The sequence below is a fragment of the Arenibacter sp. 6A1 genome, from assembly GCF_012272855.1.
Lineage (GTDB): Bacteria > Bacteroidota > Bacteroidia > Flavobacteriales > Flavobacteriaceae > Arenibacter.
In genome coordinates, this window is record NZ_JAAXCQ010000005.1 from 26,568 (window position 1) to 51,377 (window position 24,810).

Sequence of the window (24,810 nt, forward strand, 5' to 3'; positions counted from 1 at the left end):
AACCCGTTTGTGGTGACTACTCTATTTTATATTAAAAGCCATAAACATTTAGGTCTCAATAAGTTTGAAATACACCTTGTGTTGGATCTTCATGGTTTTTTGTAACTTTAGATTTTTAAAACCTTTACTATGTCTTTCCAGAGCAACCCTATACTAGACAAGCTACCAGAACATTTGAAGCAATATATAAAGCCTCAAAACTACGACGACTATTCGGCCATCGACCAGGCAGTATGGCGTTATGTAATGCGAAAAAATGTGGATTACTTAAGTAAGGTTGCCCATAACAGCTATTTGGAAGGCCTAAGAAAAACAGGGATCTCTATAGATTATATTCCCAATATGTACGGTATGAACCGCATTTTAAAAGATCTAGGATGGGCTGCTGTTGCAGTTGACGGATTTATTCCTCCATCTGCCTTTATGGAGTTTCAAGCGTATAATGTCCTCGTCATTGCTTCCGATATCCGACAATTAGAACATATAGAATATACCCCTGCTCCCGACATTATCCACGAAGGAGCGGGCCATGCCCCTATTATTGCCAATCCGGAATATGCAGAATACCTAAGAAGGTTTGGTGAAATTGGCTGCAAAGCGCTATCGAGTGCCAAAGATTATGAGCTTTATGAGGCGGTACGCTACCTTTCTATCATAAAAGAAGCCGAAGGTACACCGCAAGAATTGATCGATAAGGCAGAGCAAAAAATTGAAGCGCTTCAAAAGAATATGGGAGCACCCAGTGAAATGGCCCTGATCCGTAACCTACACTGGTGGACGGTAGAATACGGGTTGATAGGAAGTGTGGAAAACCCTAAAATATACGGTGCTGGCCTATTGTCCTCTATTGGCGAAAGTGCTTGGTGTATGACCGATAAGGTAAAGAAAATACCCTATACTATCGAAGCCGTGCATACGTCCTTTGACATTACAAAACCACAGCCTCAATTATTTGTGACTCCCGATTTTGCTTTTCTCAATCAGGTTTTGGAAGAATTTACCAATACTATGTCGTTGCGAAAAGGTGGTTTAGAAGGACTAAGAAAGCTTATAGATTCTAAAGAATTAGGAACTATAGAATTAAGTACGGGGCTGCAGATATCGGGTTACTTTGAAAGCGCCATAGCCCATGACGGCAAACCCGTTTATATACAAACAAAGGGAAAAACAGCGCTATCTTATCGAGAAAAAGAATTGATAGGCCATGGCACCAAACAGCATTCCGATGGCTTTGGGTCGCCCATTGGGAAATTAAAGGGAATAAATCTCGCCATAGAAGATATGAGTCCCCGCGATTTAAAGGCCTATGATATTTATGAGGGAAAAGAGATTACCCTAGAATTTATCGGCAACATCACCATAAAGGGAAAGATCATAACCGGAACTAGAAACCTTAAGGGCGAAATTATCCTAATAACCTTGGACAATTGTACCGTTACCCATGGCGAAACTATTCTTTTTAAACCAGCCTGGGGATTATACCATATGGCCGTAGGAGAAAATATCACTTCGGTGTTCAACGGACCTGCAGACATAAAAAGCTTCGATTTGGTTACCCACAAAATAACCAACACCACTATTAAAACTCCAAAAAGCAAAAAAAGATTAGCATTGGAACAATTGTACCAACAGGTAAGAGACTTTAGAGAAGGAACTAACATTACCATTTCTAGAAATAAGGTCTTCCAAGAAATTAAAAACAATTACCCCAACGACTGGCTTTTATCCGTGGAATTGTACGAATTAGCGAAAACCAATGGTGATGAATCCTTTGCCGATGATATCCTTTTACACCTAGAAACCATAAAACAACACAAACCACTAGTTGGCCATTTAATAGATGACGGTATTGATTTGGTTAATAAGGCCTTGGTTTCTTAATTTAATCCTTAAAAAGGAGTTCTGGCAAATCCTCGGATACGGTTTGATCTTGATATTCCAAGGTCCACCCCATACTATTGGTCAAAATATAAAATTTGGAAAGTTCGCTTATCAACCTATTCTTAGCATTAGATTTTAAGGAAGAGGCTTCTATTTTCTTCCGTAAAGACGCATTGACCGTCTTTTTAATCTTGTTATAATCTTCGGCCTTAAACGGATTTAAATAATCGGCCGTAACGTCGTAATATTCAAAATCCGGATAGATTTTAACCTCCGCAGGAGGCAGACTTAGGATTCGTAGCGTTTTTTGGCTTTCGTCTATTTCAAAGCTTATCAGACTTAGATCGTAAGCAATATTTACCTCAGCATTCACCACAACCAGCGCTCTTTTATCTGCTGTAAGTAAAGCGCCGAACAATTTCTGGGAATCCTTATAGGTATATACTTCCGAAAAATGCACCTCAGTAACGATAAGCTTCGACACATTGTCTATCTGCTTTTGCAGCAGCATGGAATTTTCCTGAAGAATAGACGCGTCATTTTCTTTGGTTTTCCATGATTTAAAGACCAAAAAGGCCGCCAATATCAATATTACACCTATGAGTACCTTTTTCATGCCCTTAAAATTTCATAAATGAATGATCACTTTGTAGCTGCTGTATTTTTTGCTCCAATGTCTTTAAAAATTCCAGGTGTTTTTCTGCTTTGGGATTAAAGGGCCTGTGCTGCAACCCTTTCTGAACAGCATCGACTTTTTTCATGATGGCAGCGGTACTATCGGAAAGGCAAACCTCACGGAATTTCTCCCAAATATAATTTATAGCCAAGGCATTAGGATGTACCATATCCTCGTTATAGAAGCGGTAATCGCGCAGTTCGTCCATCATAATCTCATAAGAAGGAAAATAGGACGTTTGATCTTGGGAGCATACGTTGTGAAGGGCCGTTATTAAATGAGCCTTACTTCGTTGGTTTTCTACAAAACCATCCTTTAAATGGCGTACTGGGGAAATGGTAAATATCAGCCTGCAATTTTTGTTGACCGATTTTATTTGGGCAATAATATTCTCCAAGCATGCTGCGATAGCATCGACCTCCAAAATTTCATTGGAAAACTCCGCCTGGGGCACTTTGTGACAATTTGCTACCACGGCACCGGTTGTACGATTGCGATATACCCAGGCAGTCCCTAGCGTTATAATAATATGGCTTGCTTGTAACAACTGCTTAGCAGTATGTGCCAAACCATCATTAAGCTTTTGTAGTAATGCCTCTTTGGAAATATCGCTCAGTGCGGAATGCGCATCAAAACAATGCCAACGTTCGTTGAAAAAGAAAACATCCTTGTCTGAACATTGTTTATTGCCAATGGCATTTACGACAAGATTCTCTATGGCTTTGGGATGAAATAATATTCCAAAAGGGTTTTGCAATGCCCTAAACTTAAAATGGGCGAATTTCTCGCCCATATTTTCCACGAAACAAGACCCCAATAACAGCAACCGACTATTGTAATCAATAGGATCGGGCATTTTCTTTAGCTGTATTTGGGTCTGTAGTTTCATGTGTACTAATACTTCTGTTTCCCTTATGTATTCACTATGACAAACGCCGAGATTGTAACTCCTAAGCGCCTATCCTAGATAATCCTTTGCCTTTTCCAAGGCTTCGGCAATACCGTTAGGATTTTTACCTCCTGCCGTGGCAAAGAAAGGTTGTCCCCCTCCTCCACCTTGGATATATTTCCCTAATTCGCGAACGATGGTTCCAGCATTAAGACTTTTTTGTGCTACCAATTCCTTGGAGATATAACAAGACAACAGTGCTTTCCCCTCATTTTCCGCGGCAAACAATAAGAAAAGGTTGTCCTTATTATTTCCCATTTCAAAAGAAAGATCTTTAATCCCTGCGGCATCCAAGGTTAATTGTTTGGCCAAAAACTGTACCCCGTTTACTTCGGTCAACTCCTGTAACAACTCTCCTTTTAAGTTTTTTGCTTTTTCCTTTAAAAGCGCTTCAACCTGTTTTTTCAACAGAGAATTTTCTTCTTGCAGGGCTGTCACGGATTTTACCGGATCGGCCGTATTGTTCAATAAGTCCTTTATTTCGAATAACATCTTGTTGTTTTCGGAATAAAAATCCTTTACCGCATCGGAGGTAATTGCTTCGATTCTTCGAATACCTGCTGCTACGGCCCCTTCGGACTTGATTTTAAAATGCCATATATCGCCCGTATTCTGCACGTGCGTTCCTCCACATAGTTCTACCGACTGTCCAAAACGGATCGTTCTTACTGCATCGCCGTACTTTTCTCCGAACAAAGCCATGGCACCTTGCTCCAGAGCTTCCTCCATAGGAATGTTCCTGTTTTCTACTAAGGGCAAATTACCGCTAATTCGGGCATTCACGAAATTCTCTACTTCCCTTAGTTCGTCTACGGTAAGTTTTGCAAAATGCGAAAAATCGAATCGCAGATATTTGGAGTGTACTGCCGATCCTTTTTGTTCTACATGCTCTCCCAACACCTCACGTAAAGCTTGGTGCAACAAATGGGTAGCCGTATGGTTAGCGGCGGTTCTTTGGCGTTGTTTCTTATCGACAACCGCCTTAAATTTATCGGTCAGCGTGGCCGGAAGTTCTTTAGAGAAATGTACGATTTCGTTATTTTCTCTTTTCGTATCCAAGATATAGACCACATCTCCGTTCACGAGTTCCAAGTAACCTTTATCGCCTACTTGTCCTCCTCCTTCCGGATAAAATGGCGTTAGGTTAAATACCATTTGGAATTGCTCGCCTTCTTTTTTAGAGGTTACTTTTCTATATTTCACCAACTTTACGCTGGCCTCTAGCATATCGTAACCTACAAATTCTTGTTCGTTATCACTATCGAGCACCACCCAGTCTTCCTTAGATACTTCGGAGGCAGACCTAGAACGATTCTTTTGTTCTTGCATGGCAATTTCAAAGCCTTTTTCATCGAGCTCATATCCACGCTCCCCAAGAATTAAGGCTGTTAAATCTATAGGAAAACCAAAAGTATCATAAAGCTCAAATGCTTTTCTACCGTCTATCGTTTTTCCTTTGTTGTTAGCGACTATGTTATCGAGCAACACCAAACCTTGATCCAATGTCTTTAAAAAGGAGTGTTCCTCTTCTTTCACAACATTCTCTATCAACTGTCTTTGGTCTCTTAATTCTGGGAACGCATCTCCCATAGTATCCGAAAGTACTTTTACCAATCGGTACATAAATGGTTCCTTGGTATCTAGGAAAGTAAATCCGTATCTAATGGCACGCCTTAAGATTCTACGGATAACATATCCTGCCCCTGTATTACTTGGCAACTGTCCGTCTGCTATAGAAAAGGACACGGCCCTGATATGGTCTGCAATTACTCTAATAGCTATGTTTACAGCCTCGTCCTTTGCATATTTAGCATTGGTGATAGTTTCTATTTCACGGATGATCGGTGTAAACACATCGGTGTCGTAGTTAGATTGTACCCCTTGCATCACCATACAAAGACGTTCAAACCCCATTCCGGTATCTACGTGTTTAGAAGGCAGGGATTCTAAATCCCCATTGGCCTTCCTATTGTACTGCATAAATACCAAGTTCCATATTTCTACCACTTGCGGGTGGTCTTGGTTTACAAGGCTAGCACCAGATACTTTTGCTTTTTCTGCTGCAGGGCGAATATCGACATGAATCTCTGAACAAGGCCCACATGGCCCTTGGTCGCCCATTTCCCAAAAATTATCTTTTTTATTTCCAAAAAGGATCTTGTCTTCTGCTACGATTCCACGCCATAATTCTAAGGCCTCCTCATCTTTTGCCAAGTTATCCTTGTCCGTACTTCCTTCAAAAACGGTCACGTACAGACAGTCCTTATCTATCTTACATACTTCTGTCAAAAACTCCCAGGCCCATGCTATAGCTTCTTCTTTAAAATAATCACCAAAACTCCAGTTCCCCAACATTTCGAACATGGTATGATGGTACGTATCTTTCCCTACCTCTTCCAAATCGTTATGTTTCCCACTTACCCTCAAACATTTTTGAGTGTCTACGACTCTTGTCTCTTTAGGGATAGAATTCCCTAAAAAGAACTCCTTAAACTGATTCATACCGGCATTGGTAAACATCAGTGTAGGGTCGTCTTTTATGACCATGGGTGCCGAAGGCACTATCTTATGTGATTTTTCCTTAAAAAATTCTAAAAACTTGGCTCTAATGTCTTGGGATTTCATCTAAATTGATAAGCTTTTTATAATTTTAACAGTTCGTAGCAAACATTTATTAAATTTGCCTGTTATCTAAAGTTACAACGGCAAAAATAGCATAAATTACATTCATGTCTAAGGTAAAATATTATTACGATCCAGACACCTTATCTTATCGAAAGATAGAGGCTAAGAAATCTAGAAGATACAGGAACATTTCCCTGTTCATTCTAGGGGCATTTATTTTTGGTTTCCTCGGACTTATTTTTCTCTTGAACACTAATTTAATCAATACGCCCAAAGAACTTTCTCTTCAGCGCGAAGTTAAAAACTACGAGCTACAATTTGAACTATTAAACAAAAAAATGGGCCAGATAGAGCAAGTTTTGGCCAATATTGAGGAAAGGGACAATAATATTTACCGATTATATTTTGAAGCCAATCCTATTCCAGAAGAACAACGCCGTGCTGGTTTTGGGGGCGTAAACCGTTACAATGCTTTGGAAGGCTTTAACAACTCGGAAATGATCATCGCAACGAGCAAACGTTTGGATATCATTCAAAAACAAATGGTCATTCAATCCAAATCTTTGGACGAAATCACCAAACTTGCAGGAGAAAAAGAAAAGCTCTTAGCTTCCATTCCGGCCATACAACCCATTACCAACAAAGAACTTACCCGAATGGCTTCTGGTTACGGCTGGCGTTCGGATCCGTTTACCAAGGCCCGAAAAATGCATTGGGGAATGGATTTCACCGCTCCAAAAGGTACTCCGGTCTATGCCTCTGGCGACGGAAAAATATCGAGGGCAGACAATAATTCCTCTGGATACGGAAAGCACATAAGAATAGAGCACGGATATGGCTATATGAGTCTATACGGCCATTTAAGCCAATACAACGTTAAACCAGGTCAAAAAGTAAAAAGAGGCGACCTTATTGGGTTTGTTGGGAGTACCGGCCGTTCGCAAGCACCCCATTTGCATTACGAGGTGTGGAAAGACGACCAGCGTACCAACCCCATTAATTTCTATTACGGAAGTTTAACGGCAGAAGAATTTGAAAATATGTTGAAACTGGCTAATCAAGAAAACCAATCCTTGGATTAATGCATATAGATCTTCCAGAGAAACGATATTACAGTATTGGCGAGGTTGCCGATGCCTTTGAGGTAAACACTTCCCTAATTCGGTTTTGGGAAAAGGAATTTGATGTGCTAAAGCCTAAGAAAAATGCAAAGGGCAATAGAAAATTTACCCCCCAGGACATTAAAAACCTACAGCTGATTTACCACTTGGTAAAAGAACGTGGTTTTACCTTGGAAGGCGCAAAATTACACCTCAAGGAAGATAAGTCTAAAACCCTATCTACTTTTGATGTCATCCAAAAACTGGAAAAGGTAAAAGCAGAACTAATAAAAATTAAAAATCAACTTTAAAAATTAAAACACCCCTACTATGAAAAAATGGTTAATTGCGTTAGGTATTATACTTGTTTTGGCTTTTGGTCTTTACCGATGGGCTGTAAACTTTAACAACACTGCCATTGAGCTTAAAGAAAGCTCTACCCAGAACTGGGCGAACGTAGAAAGTGCTTACCAAAGAAGGAACGACCTGATAGGCAATCTTGTAAAAACCGTACAGGGAGCTGCAGATTTTGAAAAGAACACCTTAACAGATGTTATCGAAGCAAGAGCAAAAGCTACTTCTGTAAGTATTGACCCAACGAATATTACACCAGAACAATTGGCCAAATTCAATGAAGTACAAGGCGGACTTAGCGGTGCTTTAAAGAGCCTATTGGTAACGGTAGAGCGCTACCCGGAATTAAAGGCCAACCAAAACTTCTTGGAATTGCAAGCACAGTTAGAAGGAACCGAAAACAGAATTAACGTAGAGCGCAATAGGTTTAACGAAACCGTAATGCCTTATAACAAGCATATAAAAATATTCCCGAATTCTATTTTAGCCGGCGTATTCGACTTTAAGGAATTGGCTTATTTTAAAGCAGATGCAGGAGCCGAAAAGGCACCAGAAGTAAATTTCGAATTCAACTAAAATAAGTCCAATGACAGAAGTAGAAAATTTTTTAACCCCCGAGGACGAACAGGAGATAGTGAATACTATTGTCCAGGCTGAAAAAAACACTTCTGGCGAAATCAGGGTTCATATAGAAGGGCATACCGACCTAGATCATTTTGACCGAGCCAAGGAGGTTTTCCATTTTTTGAAAATGGACAATACCAAGGAAGAAAACGGGGTCCTGATCTATGTGGCTGTTAACGACAAAAAGTTTGTTATTTTCGGCGATAGCGGTATCAACAAGGTAGTCCCCAATAACTTTTGGGATGCTACCAAAGACGTCATTCAGAACCAATTTAAAAAAGGAAACTTTAAACAAGGAATAATCGATGGTATATTACAAGCAGGGGAAGCGTTGCAAAAACATTTCCCCTGGAACCACGACACCACAAATGAACTGAGTAATGAAGTTTCTAAAGCATAGCTTACTTCTAGTATTATTTTTACATTTCGCTTTTGGTTTTAGCCAATTTCCAATACCGGATAAACCAAAACTCCAAGAACAATCCAGTGTTTATGATTATATAAACCTATTATCTTCTGAACAAAAGAACAGCTTGGAACAAAAGCTGATCCGTTATTCGGACAGTACCTCTACCCAGATCGTCATTGCTATTATTGCTTCTACGGAAGGTGAAAGCATTAACTATTTGGGCGCCCAATGGGGTCAAAAATGGGGTATTGGACAAGCCAAGGAAGACAACGGCCTATTGGTTATCTTAGCCAAGGACGACCGAAAAATAGCCATTAATACCGGCTATGGTATTGAACACCTTATCACCGATGCCCTTTCTAAAAGAATTATAGAAAGGGTCATTATCCCAGAATTTAAACGGAACAATTTTTATGGGGGACTGAACAAAGGAAGTGATGCCATTTTTATGGCGCTCAATGGCGAATTTAAACAAGGACCTACGAAAGCCAAAGACAAAGGGCTTCCTTTTGAATCCTTTTTGCCGTTCATTATATTTATCGTGATCCTCATTATTCTATCAGCCAGAAGTGGCGGTAAGGGCAATAACAGCGGCGGTGGCCGTTCTAGAGGAATGGACCTGCTCGATATTATTATCCTTAGCAGCATGGGCCGCGGCGGGTACGGCGGCGGATCATCGGGAGGCGGTTTTAGCGGCGGAGGCGGAGGCTTCGGCGGTGGCTTTGGTGGCGGTGGCTTTGGCGGAGGAGGCTCCTCGGGGAGCTGGTAAATTTGCCAAGGAAAATCCAGAACTCAAAACTGATAATAATTGTAATCAGATCAACAGCATTACAAGAAAATCCCCTAGAGAAGTTTTTTATGATAACTTCCCTAGGGGATTTTTAAATCTGTATGCCAGCGCTACCTTTAATAAAGGATGGCAACCACCATTGTATCAGCCAAGGGTACGATTCGGCCCCTAATGTGCGTTAGGGATAGCGGCGGCATCCCCGCAGCGAAGCAAGGGATATAGCCAAGAGCCCGCCCGACGAAGGAGGGAACGCCCAAAGCAGTAGCATAACGCCTATCGCACTTTAAATAGGCCCTTAACCCATACCGCTTTTCAACAACTTTTCCCTTCTTAAGGGGCTTACGAGGGCCTTACCTCATTCTGCCCATAGGTCTCTTACCTCCAAATTGGTCGAATTTATAGGAGAAACTGGCCATAAAGTACTGCTGCAGTACGGTTCCTTGGTAATCCTGAATATAATCGTCTCCCGTAGAGCGTCTGGTATTGATATTTTGATCGAGCAAATCGTACGCCAGTAGTTTTAGCGTTCCCTTTTTATCCATCACCTGAAGCCCCAAACTCATATTCCAAAAAATAGCGTCCTTTTTAAACCCAGGCCCCACATTGTCGTTGTAGCTATAGGTAATATCGTTTTCCCAAATAATATTCTTTGGCCAATAAGAACTCAGTTTTAAACTGGCATTTTGAGCGGTTATTTTCACATCCTCATAACCTTCCAAGCTATATTTGGTATGGTTTAAAGAAAGACCGTATCCGGGTTCAATTTCTATCAATTCCTTATAATTAAAGGTCGTAGATACGTAAGGATACATTCCAAAACTCTTGGCCTTTATTTTAACGCCATTAGAGTAGCTTACAGATTGCCCAAAATTTATACTTGGCCTTACATTAAATTTTAAGGTGTATAAACTATCCTTTTTAATCTGTTTGGTAAAGCCTGCCCCCATATAGCCGTTATAATTACCATTTACATTGGTATATCTGGTAGTCCTTAAAAAGTTCTCATCGATGACAGAAATAGAGGAAACCCTATCGTCTTGTATATTGACGCCCGAATACACATAAACACCACTGCGTTCTTTCCAATTGTAATCGCTGTAATAAAAATTTACACCGTGATTTACAGAAGGCAACAAATTAGGGTTCCCAATTACGATATTCAGCGGATTACTAACATTAGGCACTGGCTGCAATTGATTAATGGACGGTAAACTCAAATTTGAGTTATAGCGTAGATGAATTCTTTTGTTCTTGCCAAGCATATACCGGGCACTACTTCTAAACAACAGGTTTGTATACGTATTGGAAAAAGAGGTCTGCTGTAAGTAGTCCTGATTGCTAAGCTCGGACAATTTATAGGTAGCATAGACATCGAAAGAGAATTTTTCGCCATTCTTACGAATTCCTAAGGAGGGGGAATGTTGAATGTTCTTAAAATTAAAATCGGAACTTAGCTCCATATTAAAATTGGTGTACCCAAAATCGTCTTCATCATAATCAAATACCTCTTTGGTATTATCGCTGCGATCATCTGCATACTCATAACCAACATCTAGGAATAATTCTTTTGTCAACGGCTGTCTATACCCCGCCTCTAGCTCGTAAGCATTACCCTTATTATTTACTTGGGCACGTTGGTCCAGCGTTTCTTCATTCTCGGCATCTCCGAACAACCTGCGTATAGAATTTAGGTTCGATAGGTTTTTATTTTCCGTATTTCTATTGGAAAAGGAAAGGGTTACAAACCTCCCTAAGGTATCGAGTTTTTTCATAAAATTAATCCTGTTGGAATAATTCCGACGTACTCCATCGCTAGTCGTAAACTGCTCATTACTATTAATAAGAGCACCCCCTTCATTCCTAGAAACGTCCTTGCTAGTATTATAAGAATTTGTACGGTTAACGCTCAATGTTGGCTGTACAGATATGCGAAAAGTCTCATCTATATCATACTCTAAGGTAGCGCCTCCCCTATTGGAGTTAGTACTCCCGTTAAAACTAGTTTCGGACTCTGAAAAATATCTATTGTCGGGCAGTAAATTTTCTCTAAAGGTTTTCTGATTATTATATGTGTCCTCATAAGAAAACAGATAGTTTCCATCGGCTTTATATTTTCCTTTTTCAGAGTTCGCATAACTGCCTCCTATACTCGAAGATGTGGTAATTCCATTGCTAGAACCTGGACCTTCTGCCATGCTCCATCGGCGACTATTACCCCCCAAGCCTTCGAGCTCATCGTAGGAAAAACCAGAACTGTTTATATTGTTCGAACCGGTAATAACACTAATGCGCTCCTTGTCATTAAAGTAGTTAAACACCCCGTTAAGCTGATATCTGTCGTCCGTGCCATAGGCCGCTGCCACTCTTCCCATGACCCCTTTATTCTTGTCCTTTTTAATGGTCAGGTTAATGGTTTTTGTTTCCCCGTCACTATCTTCTCCGGTAAACTCTTGTTTCTTTGTTTTGGTATCGGTAATCTGGATCTTACTGATTATATCCTTTGGCAAACTTTTGGTAGCCACCTTAGGATCATTGCTAAAAAAGACCTGACCATTTACCAGTACTTGGTTTACTTCCTTACCATAAACCGTTATTTTCCCATCACTGTCTACATCTACCCCCGGCAATTTTTTAAGCACATCTTCTACCGAAGCGTCTGGCCTAGTTTTAAACGAATCGGCATTAAATTCCAGTGTATCTTTTTTTATGGTAATGGGCACTCTGTCTGCCACCAACTGCACACCGTCCAATTCTTGAGCTTGTTCTTGCAACTGCAGTTCTCCCAGCTCTAGCACCTTCTTAGGTTTTACATTTACCACCAATGGCTCGTAGCCGTTAAACGTAATAAAAACTTTCAATTCTGATAGTTTTGTTTTTCCTTCCAGGTCAAAAACACCTTTTTCGTTGGTAATGGTATAGGACACCAAGGAACTATCTTTTACAGATTCGGCATATATAGTAGATGCCTCTAAGGGTAGTTTGGAAAGGGCATCGACTACTTTTCCACGGATAGAAAAATCTTGGGAAAAAGCTGCGGTAGAAAAAACAAGAAATAAAGAAATCAGAATTTTCTTCATGAAATACAAATGGTTATTTAGTTAATTATCAGGGCTCAAAACCGCCTAAATTAAAGTAAGCACCTACAGCACACAAAGGTTTAACAGAATTTTAGGAGCAACTCACCCCATATTCATTCCTTACTAAAACTAAAATAAGCAGTTCGCGCAGAGGAGCATAGGGCTTAAAAGATATACCGCATCCAAGATTATGTCCCAAAATTGGTGCATTCGGCCTGTATAAGGTTGGTATTACACGGAAAACCCAGTGGATAATACTTTGGGCGTTCCCTCCTTCGTCGGGCGGGCACTTCGCTATATCCCTTGCTGCGCTGCGGGGATGCCGCTGCGGTCCCTAACGCAACATAATGCGAACTTATAGGTAGAATAAACCAAGGAAAACAAATGGAAACAAAAAACCCTTGACAAATTGCCAAGGGTTTTAGTTTTATATAGCAACAACGTATTACTTCTTCCTCATAAAAACAGACACTGGAACTCCGGTAAAATCGAAATGTTCCCTTAGTTTGTTTTCCAAGAAACGTTTGTACGGATCTCTCACATATTGTGGTAAATTACAGAAGAACGCAAACTGTGGGTAAGGCGTAGGCAACTGAGTACAGAATTTTATTTTAACGTATTTATCCTTGTATGCTGGTGGCGGATAATTTTCTATTATCGGCAACATAATATCGTTTAGTTTTCTAGTCACCACCTTTTTCCCTCTGTTTTCATATACCTGAACCGCAGTTTCTATAGCTTTATAGATACGTTGTTTCGTTAGTACAGAAACAAAAATAATAGGCACATCGGTAAAAGGAGCTATCGCTTTTTGAATCTTTTGGGTATATTCTTTTATAGAGTTCGTTTCCTTATCCTCTACCAAATCCCATTTATTCACCAAAATAACGATCCCTTTATTATTTCGTTGTGCCAACCAGAAAATATTCTCTACCTGTCCGTCAAAACCACGTGTAGCATCGAGCATAAGGATACAAACATCGGAATGTTCAATAGCCCTTACAGAACGCATTACAGAATAAAATTCCAAATCTTCGTGAACTTTAGACTTTCTTCGGATACCGGCAGTATCTACCAGGTTAAACTCGAACCCAAAACGATTGTACCGTGTATCGATACTATCTCTTGTTGTTCCTGCAATATCAGTAACAATATAACGGTCTTCCCCAATAAGGGCGTTAATAAAGGACGATTTTCCGGCATTAGGTCTACCTACCACTGCAAAACGCGGTAAATTATCTTCTTGCTTTTCCTTCTCTGGCAAAACTTTTACCAGTTCATCTAAAAGATCCCCGGTTCCACTACCGTTAATACTGGCAATGGTGTAGTACTCCCCTAGTCCAAGAGAGTAAAACTCCACGGCATCTTCGCCTCTTTTATTATTATCGACTTTATTTACTACTAAAAACACGGGCTTGTCTACGCGTCTCAATAATTTGGCAACATCTTCGTCCATTCCGGTAACTCCGGTTTCAACGTCTACCATAAATATAATAGCATCGGCCTCATCGATGGCCAATTCTACTTGCTTATCTATTTCCTTCTCAAAAACATCATCACTCCCCAGTACATACCCTCCGGTATCGATCAGGGAAAATTCTACTCCGTTCCATTCGCTTTTACCATAGTGACGATCACGGGTAACCCCACTAACAGCGTCGACAATCGCTTCTCTACGTTGAATAAGTCGATTAAAAAAAGTTGATTTGCCTACATTAGGTCTTCCTACAATGGCTACAATAGCACTCATACTAATAATTTGATGCAAAAGTACTATTTAAATCCGAAGAAATATAGTATCTTTTTATCCTACTTCGTTATACCGAAAAAGTGACCCTTATTTCCAATGAAATTGCCTCAGGCTCAAGGTTTCAATTAACCCATCCGCTATCGAAGGAAAAAACGCTTGCGTCCTTCGAAAAAAGCAGGGTTTCCCCATTTATTGTCAAGCGATCAGACGATCATATTTTCATAAAATTCGACGCTCAAGCCTCTCACTTTTGGTCGCCCCAACTTCAATTAGAAATTTTAGAAAAAGATAAGGACCACTGCCTTATTAATGGATTATTTGGTCCAAACCCCACTTTATGGACATTTTTTATGTTCTTACACTTTGGTGCCGTCACCTTATTGATCATTATTGCCATTTGGGCCTATACCCATCATGTACTACACAAAGCCATAGCACTGCAAATGGGGCTATTTGCTTTTGTTCTTGCCCTTTGGGCGGGGCTTTACTTTTTTGGCCTGCATGGAAAAAGAAAAGGAAAGCCACAAGTAGCGGAGCTGATTCTATTTATAAAAAAAACATTAAAAAACCCCTAATCAACTTTCGTCGATTAGGGGCTGGTTTTCACAATTTTCAGGATTAATTATTATATCCAAATCGCTTTAATTGGTTAGGATTGCTCCTCCAATTTTTATTTACTTTTACATACAGCTCTAAATGTACTTGCTTATCGAAGAATTTCTCTAGATCTTTTCTGGCCTCTACCCCTACCCGTTTTAAGGCGGCACCTTTGTGACCAATAATAATTCCTTTTTGCGTTTCGCGCTCTACCATGATTACTGCCCTCATCCGGATAATTTTTTCATCTTCGAAAAATTCTTCCGTTTCTATTTCTACCGCATATGGAATTTCCTTTTTGTAAAACTGAAGGATTTTTTCACGAATCGTTTCATTTACAAAAAAGCGTTCCGGCTTATCGGTCAACTGATCTTTAGGATAATAGGCAGGTGCTTCTGGCAACAGCTCTATAATGCGCAAAAAGACTTCCTTTACATTAAAATTCTGCAAGGCAGAAATTGGGTGAATTTCTGCTTTTGGCAATTGTTCTTGCCAGTATTGTACTTGCTCTTCCAATATTCCCTGTTGGGAAACATCAATTTTATTAAGAAGCAACAATACAGGGATAGGGCTATTTTTAATTTTTTCGAAGAAACGCTCGTCTTTTAGCGCCTTCTCCCCTATTTCTACCATATAAACTAAAACATCCGCATCATCAAAGGCCGACTTTACAAAGTCCATCATAGAAGACTGCAATTCATAGGCAGGCTTTATAATACCGGGGGTATCGGAAAGTATCACCTGAAAGTCGTCTCCATTGACAATTCCTAATATACGGTGACGGGTTGTTTGTGCTTTGGAGGTGATTATGGATAATTTTTCACCTACAAAGGCATTCATTAGGGTAGATTTCCCTACGTTGGGATTTCCTATAATATTTACAAATCCTGCTTTATGAGACATGTTCTCTTTTTATCTTTTATAAGTGCAAAGGTAGTGGAATCCTAGTATTTAAATCATAATAAAGCCTAAAATTACATATAACACAACCGTGATGAGTCCGCCTATAAGGGCATATGGCAATTGGGTATTGATGTGATCTATATGGTCACTGGCCGAAGCCATAGAAGAAATGATAGAGGTATCGGATATTGGAGAGCAATGATCTCCAAAAATTCCACCTCCCAAAGTAGCAGCGACCACTAAGGGCAATGGGGCGCCGTGAATTTCTGCCATAGGGATCGCAATAGCCATCATGATGGCAAAAGTACCCCAAGAAGTACCGGTAGAAAAGGCGACAAAGGAACTGATCACAAATATAATAGCCGGTAAAAATGCAGGAGACAACCATTCTTTGGACCAATTGGCTACAAACGGCCCTGTCCCCAATTCAATACAGGCATCCCCAATAGCAAAAGCCAATAACATCAATAAGGCCAAGGGCATTAACTCACTAATCCCTTTCAAGCCCAACTCGACCATTTCTTTGGTTTTCATGATACCTTGGGCCCTATACAAAACCATGGCCACTATAATTGCGGTCAGCACGGCGTATAATACAGAGGAAGACCCCGATCCGTTTCCGATAGCTTTAAACACATGATCGGAAAAGGAAACAGCATTCTCAACAGCATCCCAACCGGTAAACGCCAAATTAATTGGCATCATGAACACCATGGTCGCCAAGGGAACTATCATATTATACGCCTTAGCCTTTATTCCTTTTTTAGACTCAAAGGAGGTTACCTCACTAGATAACATAGGCTTGGCATTATCATTTAATAATTTCCCTGTCTCGCGTGTCCGCTTTTCGGCTTTGGCCATGGGCCCTATGTCTTTTTTGAAAACTATTACTAAAAACACCATGAGGATAGCCAGAATAGGGTAAAAATTATAGGCCATCGAAGAAATCATAAGTCCAAATGGGTTTTCTATACCTTGGGTCAATAGTAACCCCATAATAAAGGCTCCCCAGGCATTAAAAGGGATTAAAATAGAAGATGGCGCAGAACTAGAATCGGCTATATAGGCCAATTTCTCCCTTGGAATTTTTAATTTATCAAAGATGGGACGATACAAGGTACCTACTGTGAGGGAGCTTATACTCGTTTCTACGAACAATAGAATACCCGTAAACATGGCCAAAAGTTGTACCACTACCCTACTATACCCACTTTGCTTTTTTTCAAAATAGGCGATAAGCTTGTTTAATACGTTTACAAACCCTTCTACCCCTTTAGAATACTGAATAAACAGCAACAGGGCTCCCACAAGGGCGCTAAACATGATGGTTCTAGTATTTCCGGCCGATTTAAATACATTTACCAATCCTTCTATTGCAGCAAGGGTTCCGGTAAAAAAATTCCAATCGTTGATGATCACCCATGAAATCCATATCCCAAAAAGCAAGGCTATATACACTTGTTTAGTTCTGAGTGCTAACACAATAGCTATTACAGGTGGTAAAATGGAAAGAAAACCGTAGGTATCCATAAATAAGGGGCGAATTAGAATTGCAGGTTAGTTATTAATAAGGGGTACAAAATAGAAAGATTTTAGAAACTAGACTACAACATCCTCATTTTTAAAACTCAGCGCAAGCCTATAAAAAATAATTTAAAATTTAATTGTTTTATGTTTGGTAGAATGGGAAAAGGGCGTACCTTTGCAGCATATATCGCGGGATAGAGCAGTAGGTAGCTCGTCGGGCTCATAACCCGAAGGTCACTGGTTCGAGTCCAGTTCCCGCTACAAAGAAAACCAGCTAGAAATAGCTGGTTTTTTCGTTTTACGTAAAAGCAATGCTCGCATTAGCTTTGGAGGGAAACAAAAAACGGGCGCAAAGCGACCATGGTTTTCTTTGTAAAGCCACCCTCAAGGCCCTTTCCGTAGTGAAACGTAGGAAAGAATCCAGTTCCCGCTACAAAGGAAAAGCTTCAAGGAAACTAGAGGTTTTTTTTATGTGTATTAGCGAAATCGGAATTTATAAAAATATCTAAAAAAATCCATTTGGATCATGACTAATTATTGTGTTTATGATTAATGTTTGTTTGGATCAAGCTCAAAAGTTGTGTGTGAATTGAAATAGGAGTTCGATATTTGCAGAAAAACGATCAGCATTGGAATTATCTATCGACCTATTAAAGCTTATACTGCCGGAACTATTAATTACCCACTTTAAACTAGTTTCCCATAAAACTGAAGATGGTACGCTTCATTTATATTTTGAAGAAAAAGAGGATACCCCTAAAGAAGAAAAACACCGCATTTTAAAAGATCATGGCTTTCATAAGGAGATCGTCGTCCAGGATTTCCCATTACGGGGAAAGTCGGTCTTTCTCCACATTAAGCGCCGCCGTTGGCTGGACAAGGCCACGGGGCAAGCCGTGCAAAGAGATTGGGAGTTGGTGGCCCAGGGAACTCGTATGACCGTAGAGTTCGCTGCTTTTTTAAAAGTACTTGGTCAGTACTAAAGCAAATGACTGTCATACCATCAGCCAATTCTATGGGGTAAACGGCAAAAAACTACAGCGACAGTTTAGGGATTATCTAAGCGATTTCAGGCAGTGGAAGGAGAAATCCCATGCCAAGCAATGGCTTATATTCCCCGAAAACATAGGGCCTAATCTGTCCATTGACGAAACAGCACTCTCCAAAGGAGAACTCTACACCATAATCACCAATAAAAAAGCCAAGGGCAAGAAAGGGTCCATAGTGGCCATATTCTCCAGTACCAAGGTGGGGCCGATTATAGAGCAGCTGTTAAAGATATCGGCCAAGAAAAGGGCCATGGTCAAAGAAATCACTCTGGATATGGCCAACTCCATGAAGACCATCGCCAAGACCTGCTTCCCAAAGGCGATACAGGTAACGGACAGGTTCCATGTGCAAAAACTGGCACTGGAGGCCCTTCAGGACATTCGGATCAAACACCGATGGGAGGCCATAGACCAAGAGAACCAACAGATTATAGAGGCCAGGGCAAAGAACGGGACATTCGTCCCAAAAGAGTTTAGCAATGGGGACATTAGAAAACAACTCTTAGCCAGAAGTAGGTACCTACTTTACAAATCACCAAACAATTGGACGCAGAACCAATCCGAAAGAAGTAAAATATTGTTCGCCCAATATCCCGATATAAAGGTCGCCTTCAATCTTGCGCAGGGGCTCAGGAACATATTCAATACGGCCACTACTATACAAACGGCATACACGAAACTGGCACAAAGACGTAGAGGCTTCGGGCTTTAAAAGCTTCCAAACAGTGGCTAACAGTATCAGCGTTAATTACAGATCAATCCTGAACTATTTTATAAACAAAAGTACGCATGCCTCGGCAGAATCATTCAATGCCAAGATCAAAGCATTTAGGGTGCAGTTCAGAGGTGTAAAAAATGTAGAATTCTTCCATACCAATTTCTTGAAATAAAAGTATAAAAAAAGCCTCTAGTTTCCTAGAGGCTTTTTCTTTGTAGCGGGAACTGGATTCTTTCCTTCGTTTCACTGCGGAAAGGGCCTTGAGGGTGGCTTTACAAAGAAAACCATGGTCGCTTTGCGCCCGTTTTTTGTTTCCCTCCAAAGCTAATGCGAGCATTGCTTTTACGTAAAACGAAAAAACCAGCTATTTCTAGCTGGTTTTCTTTGTAGCGGGAACTGGACTCGAACCAGTGACCTTCGGGTTATGAGCCCGACGAGCTACCTACTGCTCTATCCCGCGATATATGCTGCAAAAGTACAACTCTTTTTCACATACACCTAACTAATGGCGAAAAAAAGTTTTTTTCTTTCCGATTCGGGAAGAATGTATGTAATTAGCAGGGCTGAAACCAGTGTCCGCTTCGGGCGGATAGGAGCACAAAGAGCCACCTACTGCTCTATAACGTGACATTTACTTCAAAGGCCAAACTCGTTTTCACATACACCTAACTAAAGACGAAAAAAGTTTTTTTCTTTTCGATTCGGGAAGATTGCTTCTAACTAGTAGACCTGGAACCAGTGTCCGCCTCGGGCGGATAGGAGCACAAAGAGCCACCTACTACTCTATAACGTGACATTTACTGCAAAGGCCAAACTCGTTTTCACATACACCTAACTTAAGGTGAAAAAAAATTATTTTTCTTTTTGCATAGAAAAAGTTGTGGGAAGTTCATAGACCTCAAGATCAAAATAAGGAACGGCAGCCAACAGATGGTCAAAAATATCGGCAATAATATATTCGTAGTTTGCCCATCGTTTATCACTACTAAAAGCATAGATCTCTATGGGGATTCCCTGAGGGGTCGGACTTAGTTGTCTTACCATAAGGGTCATCTTTTTATTGATGGCCGAATGGTTTTCCAAATAAGTTTCTACATATTTTCTAAAAACACCTATATTGGTGAGGTTACGACCGTTGATAGCCAAAGCCTTATCCCTATTGTTTTCCGTATTATAGCTATTTATCTTATCGTTTCTATCGGAAATATATTGTTGGATGATTTGAACTTTCATCAAGGCCTCGACCTCTTCCGGGCTTAAAAACTTAATGCTATTTTGTTTAATGATGAGCGCACGTTTTATGCGTCTTCCAGGAGATTCTTGCATGCCCCTCCAGTTTTTAAAGGAATCCGAGATTAATGCATAGGTAGGAATGGTGGTGATGGTCCTGTCAAAATTCTGAACCTTAACAGTTGCTAAATTTATCTCCATAACATTTCCATCTGCCCCATATTTATCAAAGGTAATCCAATCCCCAATGCGTAGCATATCATTAATACTTACCTGTATACTGGCTACCAATCCCAGGATAGAATCTTTAAAAATCAATAGTATAACGGCTGAAGCAGCACCAAGAGCGGTAAAAAACTTCCAAATGGAGGTCCCTGACACAATAGCAAAGACTGTTAGGATACCTGCAATCCAGGCAAATATCATGAATACCTGAATATAACTGTTGATGGGCTTGTCCTTAAACCGCTCCAAGGTCTTTAGGTAGTCATTGACACTTCGTAAGAGACTATTGGTGATTTGAAGTGTTAAGAGGACTCCAATGACTAAAGTGATTTTTGAAACTATACCTTCTAAATAAGAAAAATTAAGGAAGATAAAAGGCAGGGCCTCCCAGACCAATAGCATCGGAATAATATGAGCGATATACCTTGGTACCCGGTTAGTAACCAAGAAGTTGTCAAAATTTGTCCTTGATTTCCGAGCTATTCTGACAGTTATTATTCTTAGAACTTTCCAAATTAGGAGATCCAATAAAAAGGCTAGCAGAACGGTAAGTATAAAAAGCCCGAAAAGATTCAGATATTCGGCGAGGTTTTGGGAAACTCCTATACTAGTAAGATAATCAACAAAAAATTGATTTTTTTGCTCAGTCATTGTAAGAGGGTTAAAGAAATAAGAAACAAAACTATCGTTTCGAAAATGAAAAAGCAACGTTAGGATAGCAAAAGATTGGAATATAAACTGAAACGCTTATTAAAGGTTTTGATTTAACCTTTGGCAACTTTAAATTTCGAAGCACTGGCCCAAGTAGTTCTTCCAAATAATGAATACATTATCCGGTCCTTATAGTTCCCTCCCTAGATTAAGGCTATAAAAAAAGCCTCAAGTTTCCTTGAAGCTTTTTGTTAGTAATGTGAACAGTATTATAGTTCTTTTCTTAATGACCAGATTCACAAGAGCAACCTGTTCGGGTTTCCCCATGCCAGTCAAAAGCAGGAGCATAGTCATTCATTTCCCAATAAAATGCACCTCTTTCTTTTTCATAATTCCCCACCTCGTTCATGGTTTCCGTATCGTATAATCTACCGTTAATCATAGTATAGATGACAGAGTTGGAATTTTGAATATTTTCAAGAGGGTTTTTATCCAAAACGATCAAATCTGCCAACATTCCTGTCTTTAGTGAGCCCAAATAATCGTCCATTCCCAAATAATTGGCTCCATTTATGGTTGCTGCTTTTAAAGCTTCCATATTGGTCATTCCTCCTTGTGCCAGCATCCATAGTTCCCAATGAGCTCCAAGGCCTTGTATTTGTCCGTGAGCGCCCAAGTTCACCTTAACGCCTGCATCTGCCAATTTCTTGACGCTTTTTGAAACTAGGATATGACCGTTTTCATATTCTTTTATCGGTGCCATGGTACGGTGCCTAGAACGAGCGTCAATGATGCTCCTTGGGGTATACTTTAAAAGTTTTTCATCTTCCCATACATCGGTAGTCTGGTACCAGTAGTTTTCCCCATTCAATCCGCCATAATTAACGATCAAAGTAGGGGTGTATCCGGTCTGACTAGCAGCCCATAATTGGGTAACATCTTTATGAACAGTGGCCACGGGTATATTGTGTTCTATTCCGGTATGTCCGTCCAAAATCATGGACAAATTGTGAAAGAATGTGGAACCTCCCTCTGGAACCACCGCTATCTCATTGTCGTGGGCAGCTTTAATAATTTGCTGTCTTTGGTCCCTTCTTGGCTGGTTGTAACTTTTTACAGAAAATGCGCCAAATGCCTTTGTTCTATGAATGGCCGAGCGCGCATCGTCCAAATTATTGATAGTGGCTTTAAAGTCTCCCTCTGCTCCATACAATATGATCCCTGTAGAAAAGATCCTTGGGCCCACCATATTTCCAGCACGAACCATTTCCGATTGTGAGAACACCATTTCAGTATTTGCCGAAGGATCATGAGTAGTGGTAACACCATAGGCCAAATTGGTATAATATTGCCAATGTTTTTGTGGACTAATTCCGAACCTGAAATGCCCAAGGTGTGCGTGTACATCTATTAATCCGGGCATAATTGTTTTGCCACTTACATCAATGATCTTAGCGTCAGCAGGGATGCTAACGGCATTTTTGGCACCAAGGTCCATAATTTTGTTGTCCTTGATCAGTAGGGTACCATTTTCTATAACCTTATCACCATCCATAGTAATGATTCTTGCTCCCGTAAAAGCAATCATTCCCTGTGGTTTATCCGTAGGCAGGCTTAGCTCAATCTTAACACCCACGGTATCTAATTTTGGTATGGAATCCGGAGCACCTTCCAAAAAGAGAAATCTTTGGTTAATGTCGGCACTAAAATATGCGTCACCTAGGGTCCAATTCAATTGAGTGCTATTGTCAGACCAATGCAAATTAATTCCCGCGTCACGTGCTACCTGGGCCACAGGAACATTTGTCGCGTTTCCGTCCAATTCAATAGTATTCCCTGTCATTGGAAGGGCCGCAATATACACTTTGTATAAATTGGTAAAGGCTACCCAGTTATCGTCTGGACTTGGAATAATTCTTTGTGCGTATTTAGATTTCACTAATTCCCTAGGTGCTTTTCCATCTAGGTTGACTGTTTTCAGGGTTTTGGTTAATTCCCCAAATAGATACCCCCCAGTTTGGTAATATATCCTATTGGCATCCTTGTTGAAAGAAGGAAATTGACCTTCTTTTACAACTAATTTCTTGGTGGCCTTGATACCAGATTTTTTGGACTTAACAACATCTAATAAATAAATACCGGGTTCTTTGGTGTTTACATACCCCTGGTTCCCGTTTCCTTCCTCTTCCCGGTACACAATGCGATTAATGTCTTTTGGCGAAAATGAAGGCTCTCTGTATATGGCTTTCTCTGTGGTTAATTGTTCAGGTTTGTTTTTGGATGAGCTTAGGTTCAACCGCTGTATAGCTCCCATATTTTCATCGTTCCAAGTCACATAAACCAAGTATTTTCCGTCCTTAGAAAAGGAAGGTTCAAATTCAAGATCCGTCCCTGAGCTAAGGCGAACTGCCTCCCCATTTGGAAGTGCCTTTTTCCATAAATACCCGGCCGCGTTAAAAATTAAAGTTTTACCATCCGGAGAAGTTACCGCGTGGCGTATAGCCTTTGGATTAAAGGTTTCCGGGGAAGGGTCGTTTTTAAATTTAAGCGCATTTACTATTTTGTGTTCTGCCGTGGCAGAAAAAGGGATATCGGTAACCTTTAAGGATTTAATATCGATTTTTTTGATTTTCCCCTGAGCCCAGATAATAATGTGTTGATCATCTGGTGTGAAATTGAATCCGGTGAATGGCCCAAAGATGGCCCATGCTTCTTGTTGGTCTTTACTAAGTTGATCGTATAGAGGCCACTCCTTTCCTGAGGCAAGATCGTGTAGGTAAAGTACCGTTTTTTCCCTTACTCTCTTGACAAAAGCCATTAGCTTTCCGTCATGTGATATCACTGGACGTATGGCACCTCCAGGACCACCGGTAACCTTTTCTATTTTGCCATTTTCTAGGTTATATCTATTAATGACATAAATCTGGCTGTTAGGGTCCTTGTTATACTGAAAAAAACCTCCTGGGTACACGTCTTCACTAAAGTATACGTACTTGCCGTCGGGTGATGCCCAAGGCTCTCCAGCATCTTGCTGATCGTTCTTCTTTTTTGTAAGCTGAATACCCTTTCCTCCAGATTTATGGTACATCCAAATTTCACCCGCTCCTAGGGAACGTGTTGCAGTAAAATGTTTTCGACAGAAAATATAGTTCCCATCAACGGACCACACCGCATTGTTTACCAATCTAAAATCTTCTTTGGTTATCTGCTTTGCATCAGTACCATCGGTATTCATGACCCATATATTGTCTCCCCCACCAGCATCGCTGGTAAAGCTAATGCTTTTGCCATCTGGACTAAATCTGGGCTGTACTTCAAAGGCATGTCCTCCCCTGATCAGGGTGGCATCACCACCAGTGATAGGAATCGTATAGATATCACCAAGCATATCAAATACTATTTGAGTGCCATCTGGACTTACATCGAGGCTCATCCAAGAACCCTCGTCCGAGGTGATGGATACATTTTTATAAGGAAGTGCTGGAGTGGATACCTCCCAACTTTCTTTTTTGGCCTCCTCTTTATCTTGGGAATAGGAGGTTATACAATTAAGTAGGAGCAGTGCAAAAAGGATACTGTTTTTCATTGTTCTAATGAGTCGTTAATTATAGAATTTCCAAATGTACTTAATAGAAACATAATATGCCTTTTTCTTATTGAGTTTTGCCCGACAAT

At 40.4% G+C, this 24,810-nt stretch carries 17 protein-coding genes, 2 tRNA genes and 1 pseudogene; 10 read left to right on the forward strand and 10 right to left on the reverse strand.

Annotation, left to right across the window (positions count from 1 at the left end; genetic code table 11):
- Window positions 1-129 precede the first annotated feature (129 nt).
- Window positions 130-1,881, forward strand: coding sequence for an aromatic amino acid hydroxylase (locus HCG49_RS05450; protein WP_168468539.1), 1,752 nt, complete (start codon window positions 130-132; stop codon window positions 1,879-1,881).
- 1 nt (window position 1,882) lies between these two features.
- Here the strand turns inward: HCG49_RS05450 and HCG49_RS05455 are convergent, their stop codons facing one another.
- From HCG49_RS05455 to alaS, 3 genes are all read right to left on the reverse strand, one after another.
- Window positions 1,883-2,497 carry a DUF4230 domain-containing protein gene (locus HCG49_RS05455; RefSeq protein WP_168468540.1) on the reverse strand — a complete coding sequence of 205 codons (615 nt, stop codon included), beginning with the start codon at window positions 2,495-2,497 and terminating at the stop codon, window positions 1,883-1,885.
- 4 nt (window positions 2,498-2,501) lie between these two features.
- Window positions 2,502-3,446: a GSCFA domain-containing protein gene (locus tag HCG49_RS05460; protein WP_168468541.1), complete on the reverse strand. Its 945-nt coding sequence runs from the start codon at window positions 3,444-3,446 to the stop codon at window positions 2,502-2,504.
- A 69-nt stretch (window positions 3,447-3,515) separates the two neighbouring features.
- Window positions 3,516-6,131 (reverse strand): alanine--tRNA ligase, encoded by a 2,616-nt coding sequence (gene alaS, locus HCG49_RS05465; protein WP_168468542.1) that lies wholly within the window; start codon window positions 6,129-6,131, stop codon window positions 3,516-3,518.
- A gap of 104 nt (window positions 6,132-6,235) precedes the next feature.
- Here alaS and HCG49_RS05470 point away from each other — a divergent pair, with 104 nt between their 5' ends.
- Genes HCG49_RS05470 through HCG49_RS05490 form a run of 5 tightly spaced genes read left to right on the forward strand, consistent with a single transcriptional unit; the run spans window position 6,236 to window position 9,387 of the window.
- Window positions 6,236-7,213, forward strand: a complete 978-nt coding sequence (locus tag HCG49_RS05470; protein WP_168468543.1) for a M23 family metallopeptidase — start codon at window positions 6,236-6,238, stop codon at window positions 7,211-7,213.
- Complete coding sequence (locus HCG49_RS05475) at window positions 7,213-7,542, forward strand: MerR family transcriptional regulator (RefSeq protein WP_072764072.1); 330 nt, start codon at window positions 7,213-7,215, stop codon at window positions 7,540-7,542. The genes HCG49_RS05470 and HCG49_RS05475 overlap by 1 nt, the downstream gene beginning before the upstream one ends.
- 19 nt (window positions 7,543-7,561) lie before the next feature.
- Window positions 7,562-8,161, forward strand: coding sequence for a LemA family protein (locus HCG49_RS05480; protein ID WP_072764071.1), 600 nt, complete (start codon window positions 7,562-7,564; stop codon window positions 8,159-8,161).
- 10 nt (window positions 8,162-8,171) lie between these two features.
- Window positions 8,172-8,609: a TPM domain-containing protein gene (locus HCG49_RS05485; RefSeq protein WP_168468544.1), complete on the forward strand. Its 438-nt coding sequence runs from the start codon at window positions 8,172-8,174 to the stop codon at window positions 8,607-8,609.
- On the forward strand, window positions 8,590-9,387 hold the full coding sequence (locus tag HCG49_RS05490; protein WP_168468545.1) for a TPM domain-containing protein: 798 nt from the start codon (window positions 8,590-8,592) through the stop codon (window positions 9,385-9,387). The genes HCG49_RS05485 and HCG49_RS05490 overlap by 20 nt, the downstream gene beginning before the upstream one ends.
- A gap of 371 nt (window positions 9,388-9,758) precedes the next feature.
- Here the strand turns inward: HCG49_RS05490 and HCG49_RS05495 are convergent, their stop codons facing one another.
- Window positions 9,759-12,485, reverse strand: coding sequence for an outer membrane beta-barrel protein (locus HCG49_RS05495; protein WP_168468546.1), 2,727 nt, complete (start codon window positions 12,483-12,485; stop codon window positions 9,759-9,761).
- Between the two features lie 445 nt (window positions 12,486-12,930).
- Window positions 12,931-14,235 (reverse strand): ribosome biogenesis GTPase Der, encoded by a 1,305-nt coding sequence (gene der, locus HCG49_RS05500; protein ID WP_168468732.1) that lies wholly within the window; start codon window positions 14,233-14,235, stop codon window positions 12,931-12,933.
- 80 nt (window positions 14,236-14,315) lie between these two features.
- On the opposite strand from der, the gene HCG49_RS05505 reads away from it, so the two are divergent.
- On the forward strand, window positions 14,316-14,810 hold the full coding sequence (locus HCG49_RS05505; protein ID WP_205764347.1) for a GTP-binding protein: 495 nt from the start codon (window positions 14,316-14,318) through the stop codon (window positions 14,808-14,810).
- Between the two features lie 43 nt (window positions 14,811-14,853).
- Here the strand turns inward: HCG49_RS05505 and era are convergent, their stop codons facing one another.
- Complete coding sequence (era, locus tag HCG49_RS05510; protein WP_168468547.1) at window positions 14,854-15,735, reverse strand: GTPase Era; 882 nt, start codon at window positions 15,733-15,735, stop codon at window positions 14,854-14,856.
- Between the two features lie 48 nt (window positions 15,736-15,783).
- Complete coding sequence (locus HCG49_RS05515; RefSeq protein ID WP_168468548.1) at window positions 15,784-17,265, reverse strand: Na+/H+ antiporter NhaC family protein; 1,482 nt, start codon at window positions 17,263-17,265, stop codon at window positions 15,784-15,786.
- A 185-nt stretch (window positions 17,266-17,450) separates the two neighbouring features.
- Between HCG49_RS05515 and HCG49_RS05520 the strand changes: the two genes are divergently transcribed.
- The 3 genes and pseudogenes from HCG49_RS05520 to HCG49_RS05530 all read left to right on the forward strand — a co-directional run bounded on the left by HCG49_RS05520 (window position 17,451) and on the right by HCG49_RS05530 (window position 19,201).
- Window positions 17,451-17,523 (forward strand) — tRNA-Met (locus tag HCG49_RS05520).
- Window positions 17,524-17,891: 368 nt separating this feature from the next.
- Window positions 17,892-18,245 carry a transposase family protein gene (locus HCG49_RS05525; RefSeq protein WP_168468549.1) on the forward strand — a complete coding sequence of 118 codons (354 nt, stop codon included), beginning with the start codon at window positions 17,892-17,894 and terminating at the stop codon, window positions 18,243-18,245.
- A 19-nt stretch (window positions 18,246-18,264) separates the two neighbouring features.
- Window positions 18,265-19,201 (forward strand): annotated as a pseudogene (locus HCG49_RS05530) (ISL3 family transposase).
- Between the two features lie 215 nt (window positions 19,202-19,416).
- Here the strand turns inward: HCG49_RS05530 and HCG49_RS05535 are convergent.
- The 3 genes from HCG49_RS05535 to HCG49_RS05545 form a co-directional block, all read right to left on the reverse strand.
- Window positions 19,417-19,489, reverse strand: a tRNA-Met gene (locus tag HCG49_RS05535).
- Window positions 19,490-19,881: 392 nt separating this feature from the next.
- The gene (locus HCG49_RS05540; protein WP_168468550.1) at window positions 19,882-21,135 is read right to left on the reverse strand and encodes a mechanosensitive ion channel family protein; all 1,254 of its coding nucleotides are present in this window, start codon (window positions 21,133-21,135) and stop codon (window positions 19,882-19,884) included.
- A 283-nt stretch (window positions 21,136-21,418) separates the two neighbouring features.
- A complete protein-coding gene (locus HCG49_RS05545; RefSeq protein WP_168468551.1) occupies window positions 21,419-24,721 on the reverse strand; it encodes an amidohydrolase family protein in 3,303 nt (1,100 codons plus the stop codon).
- Window positions 24,722-24,810: the final 89 nt, after the last annotated feature.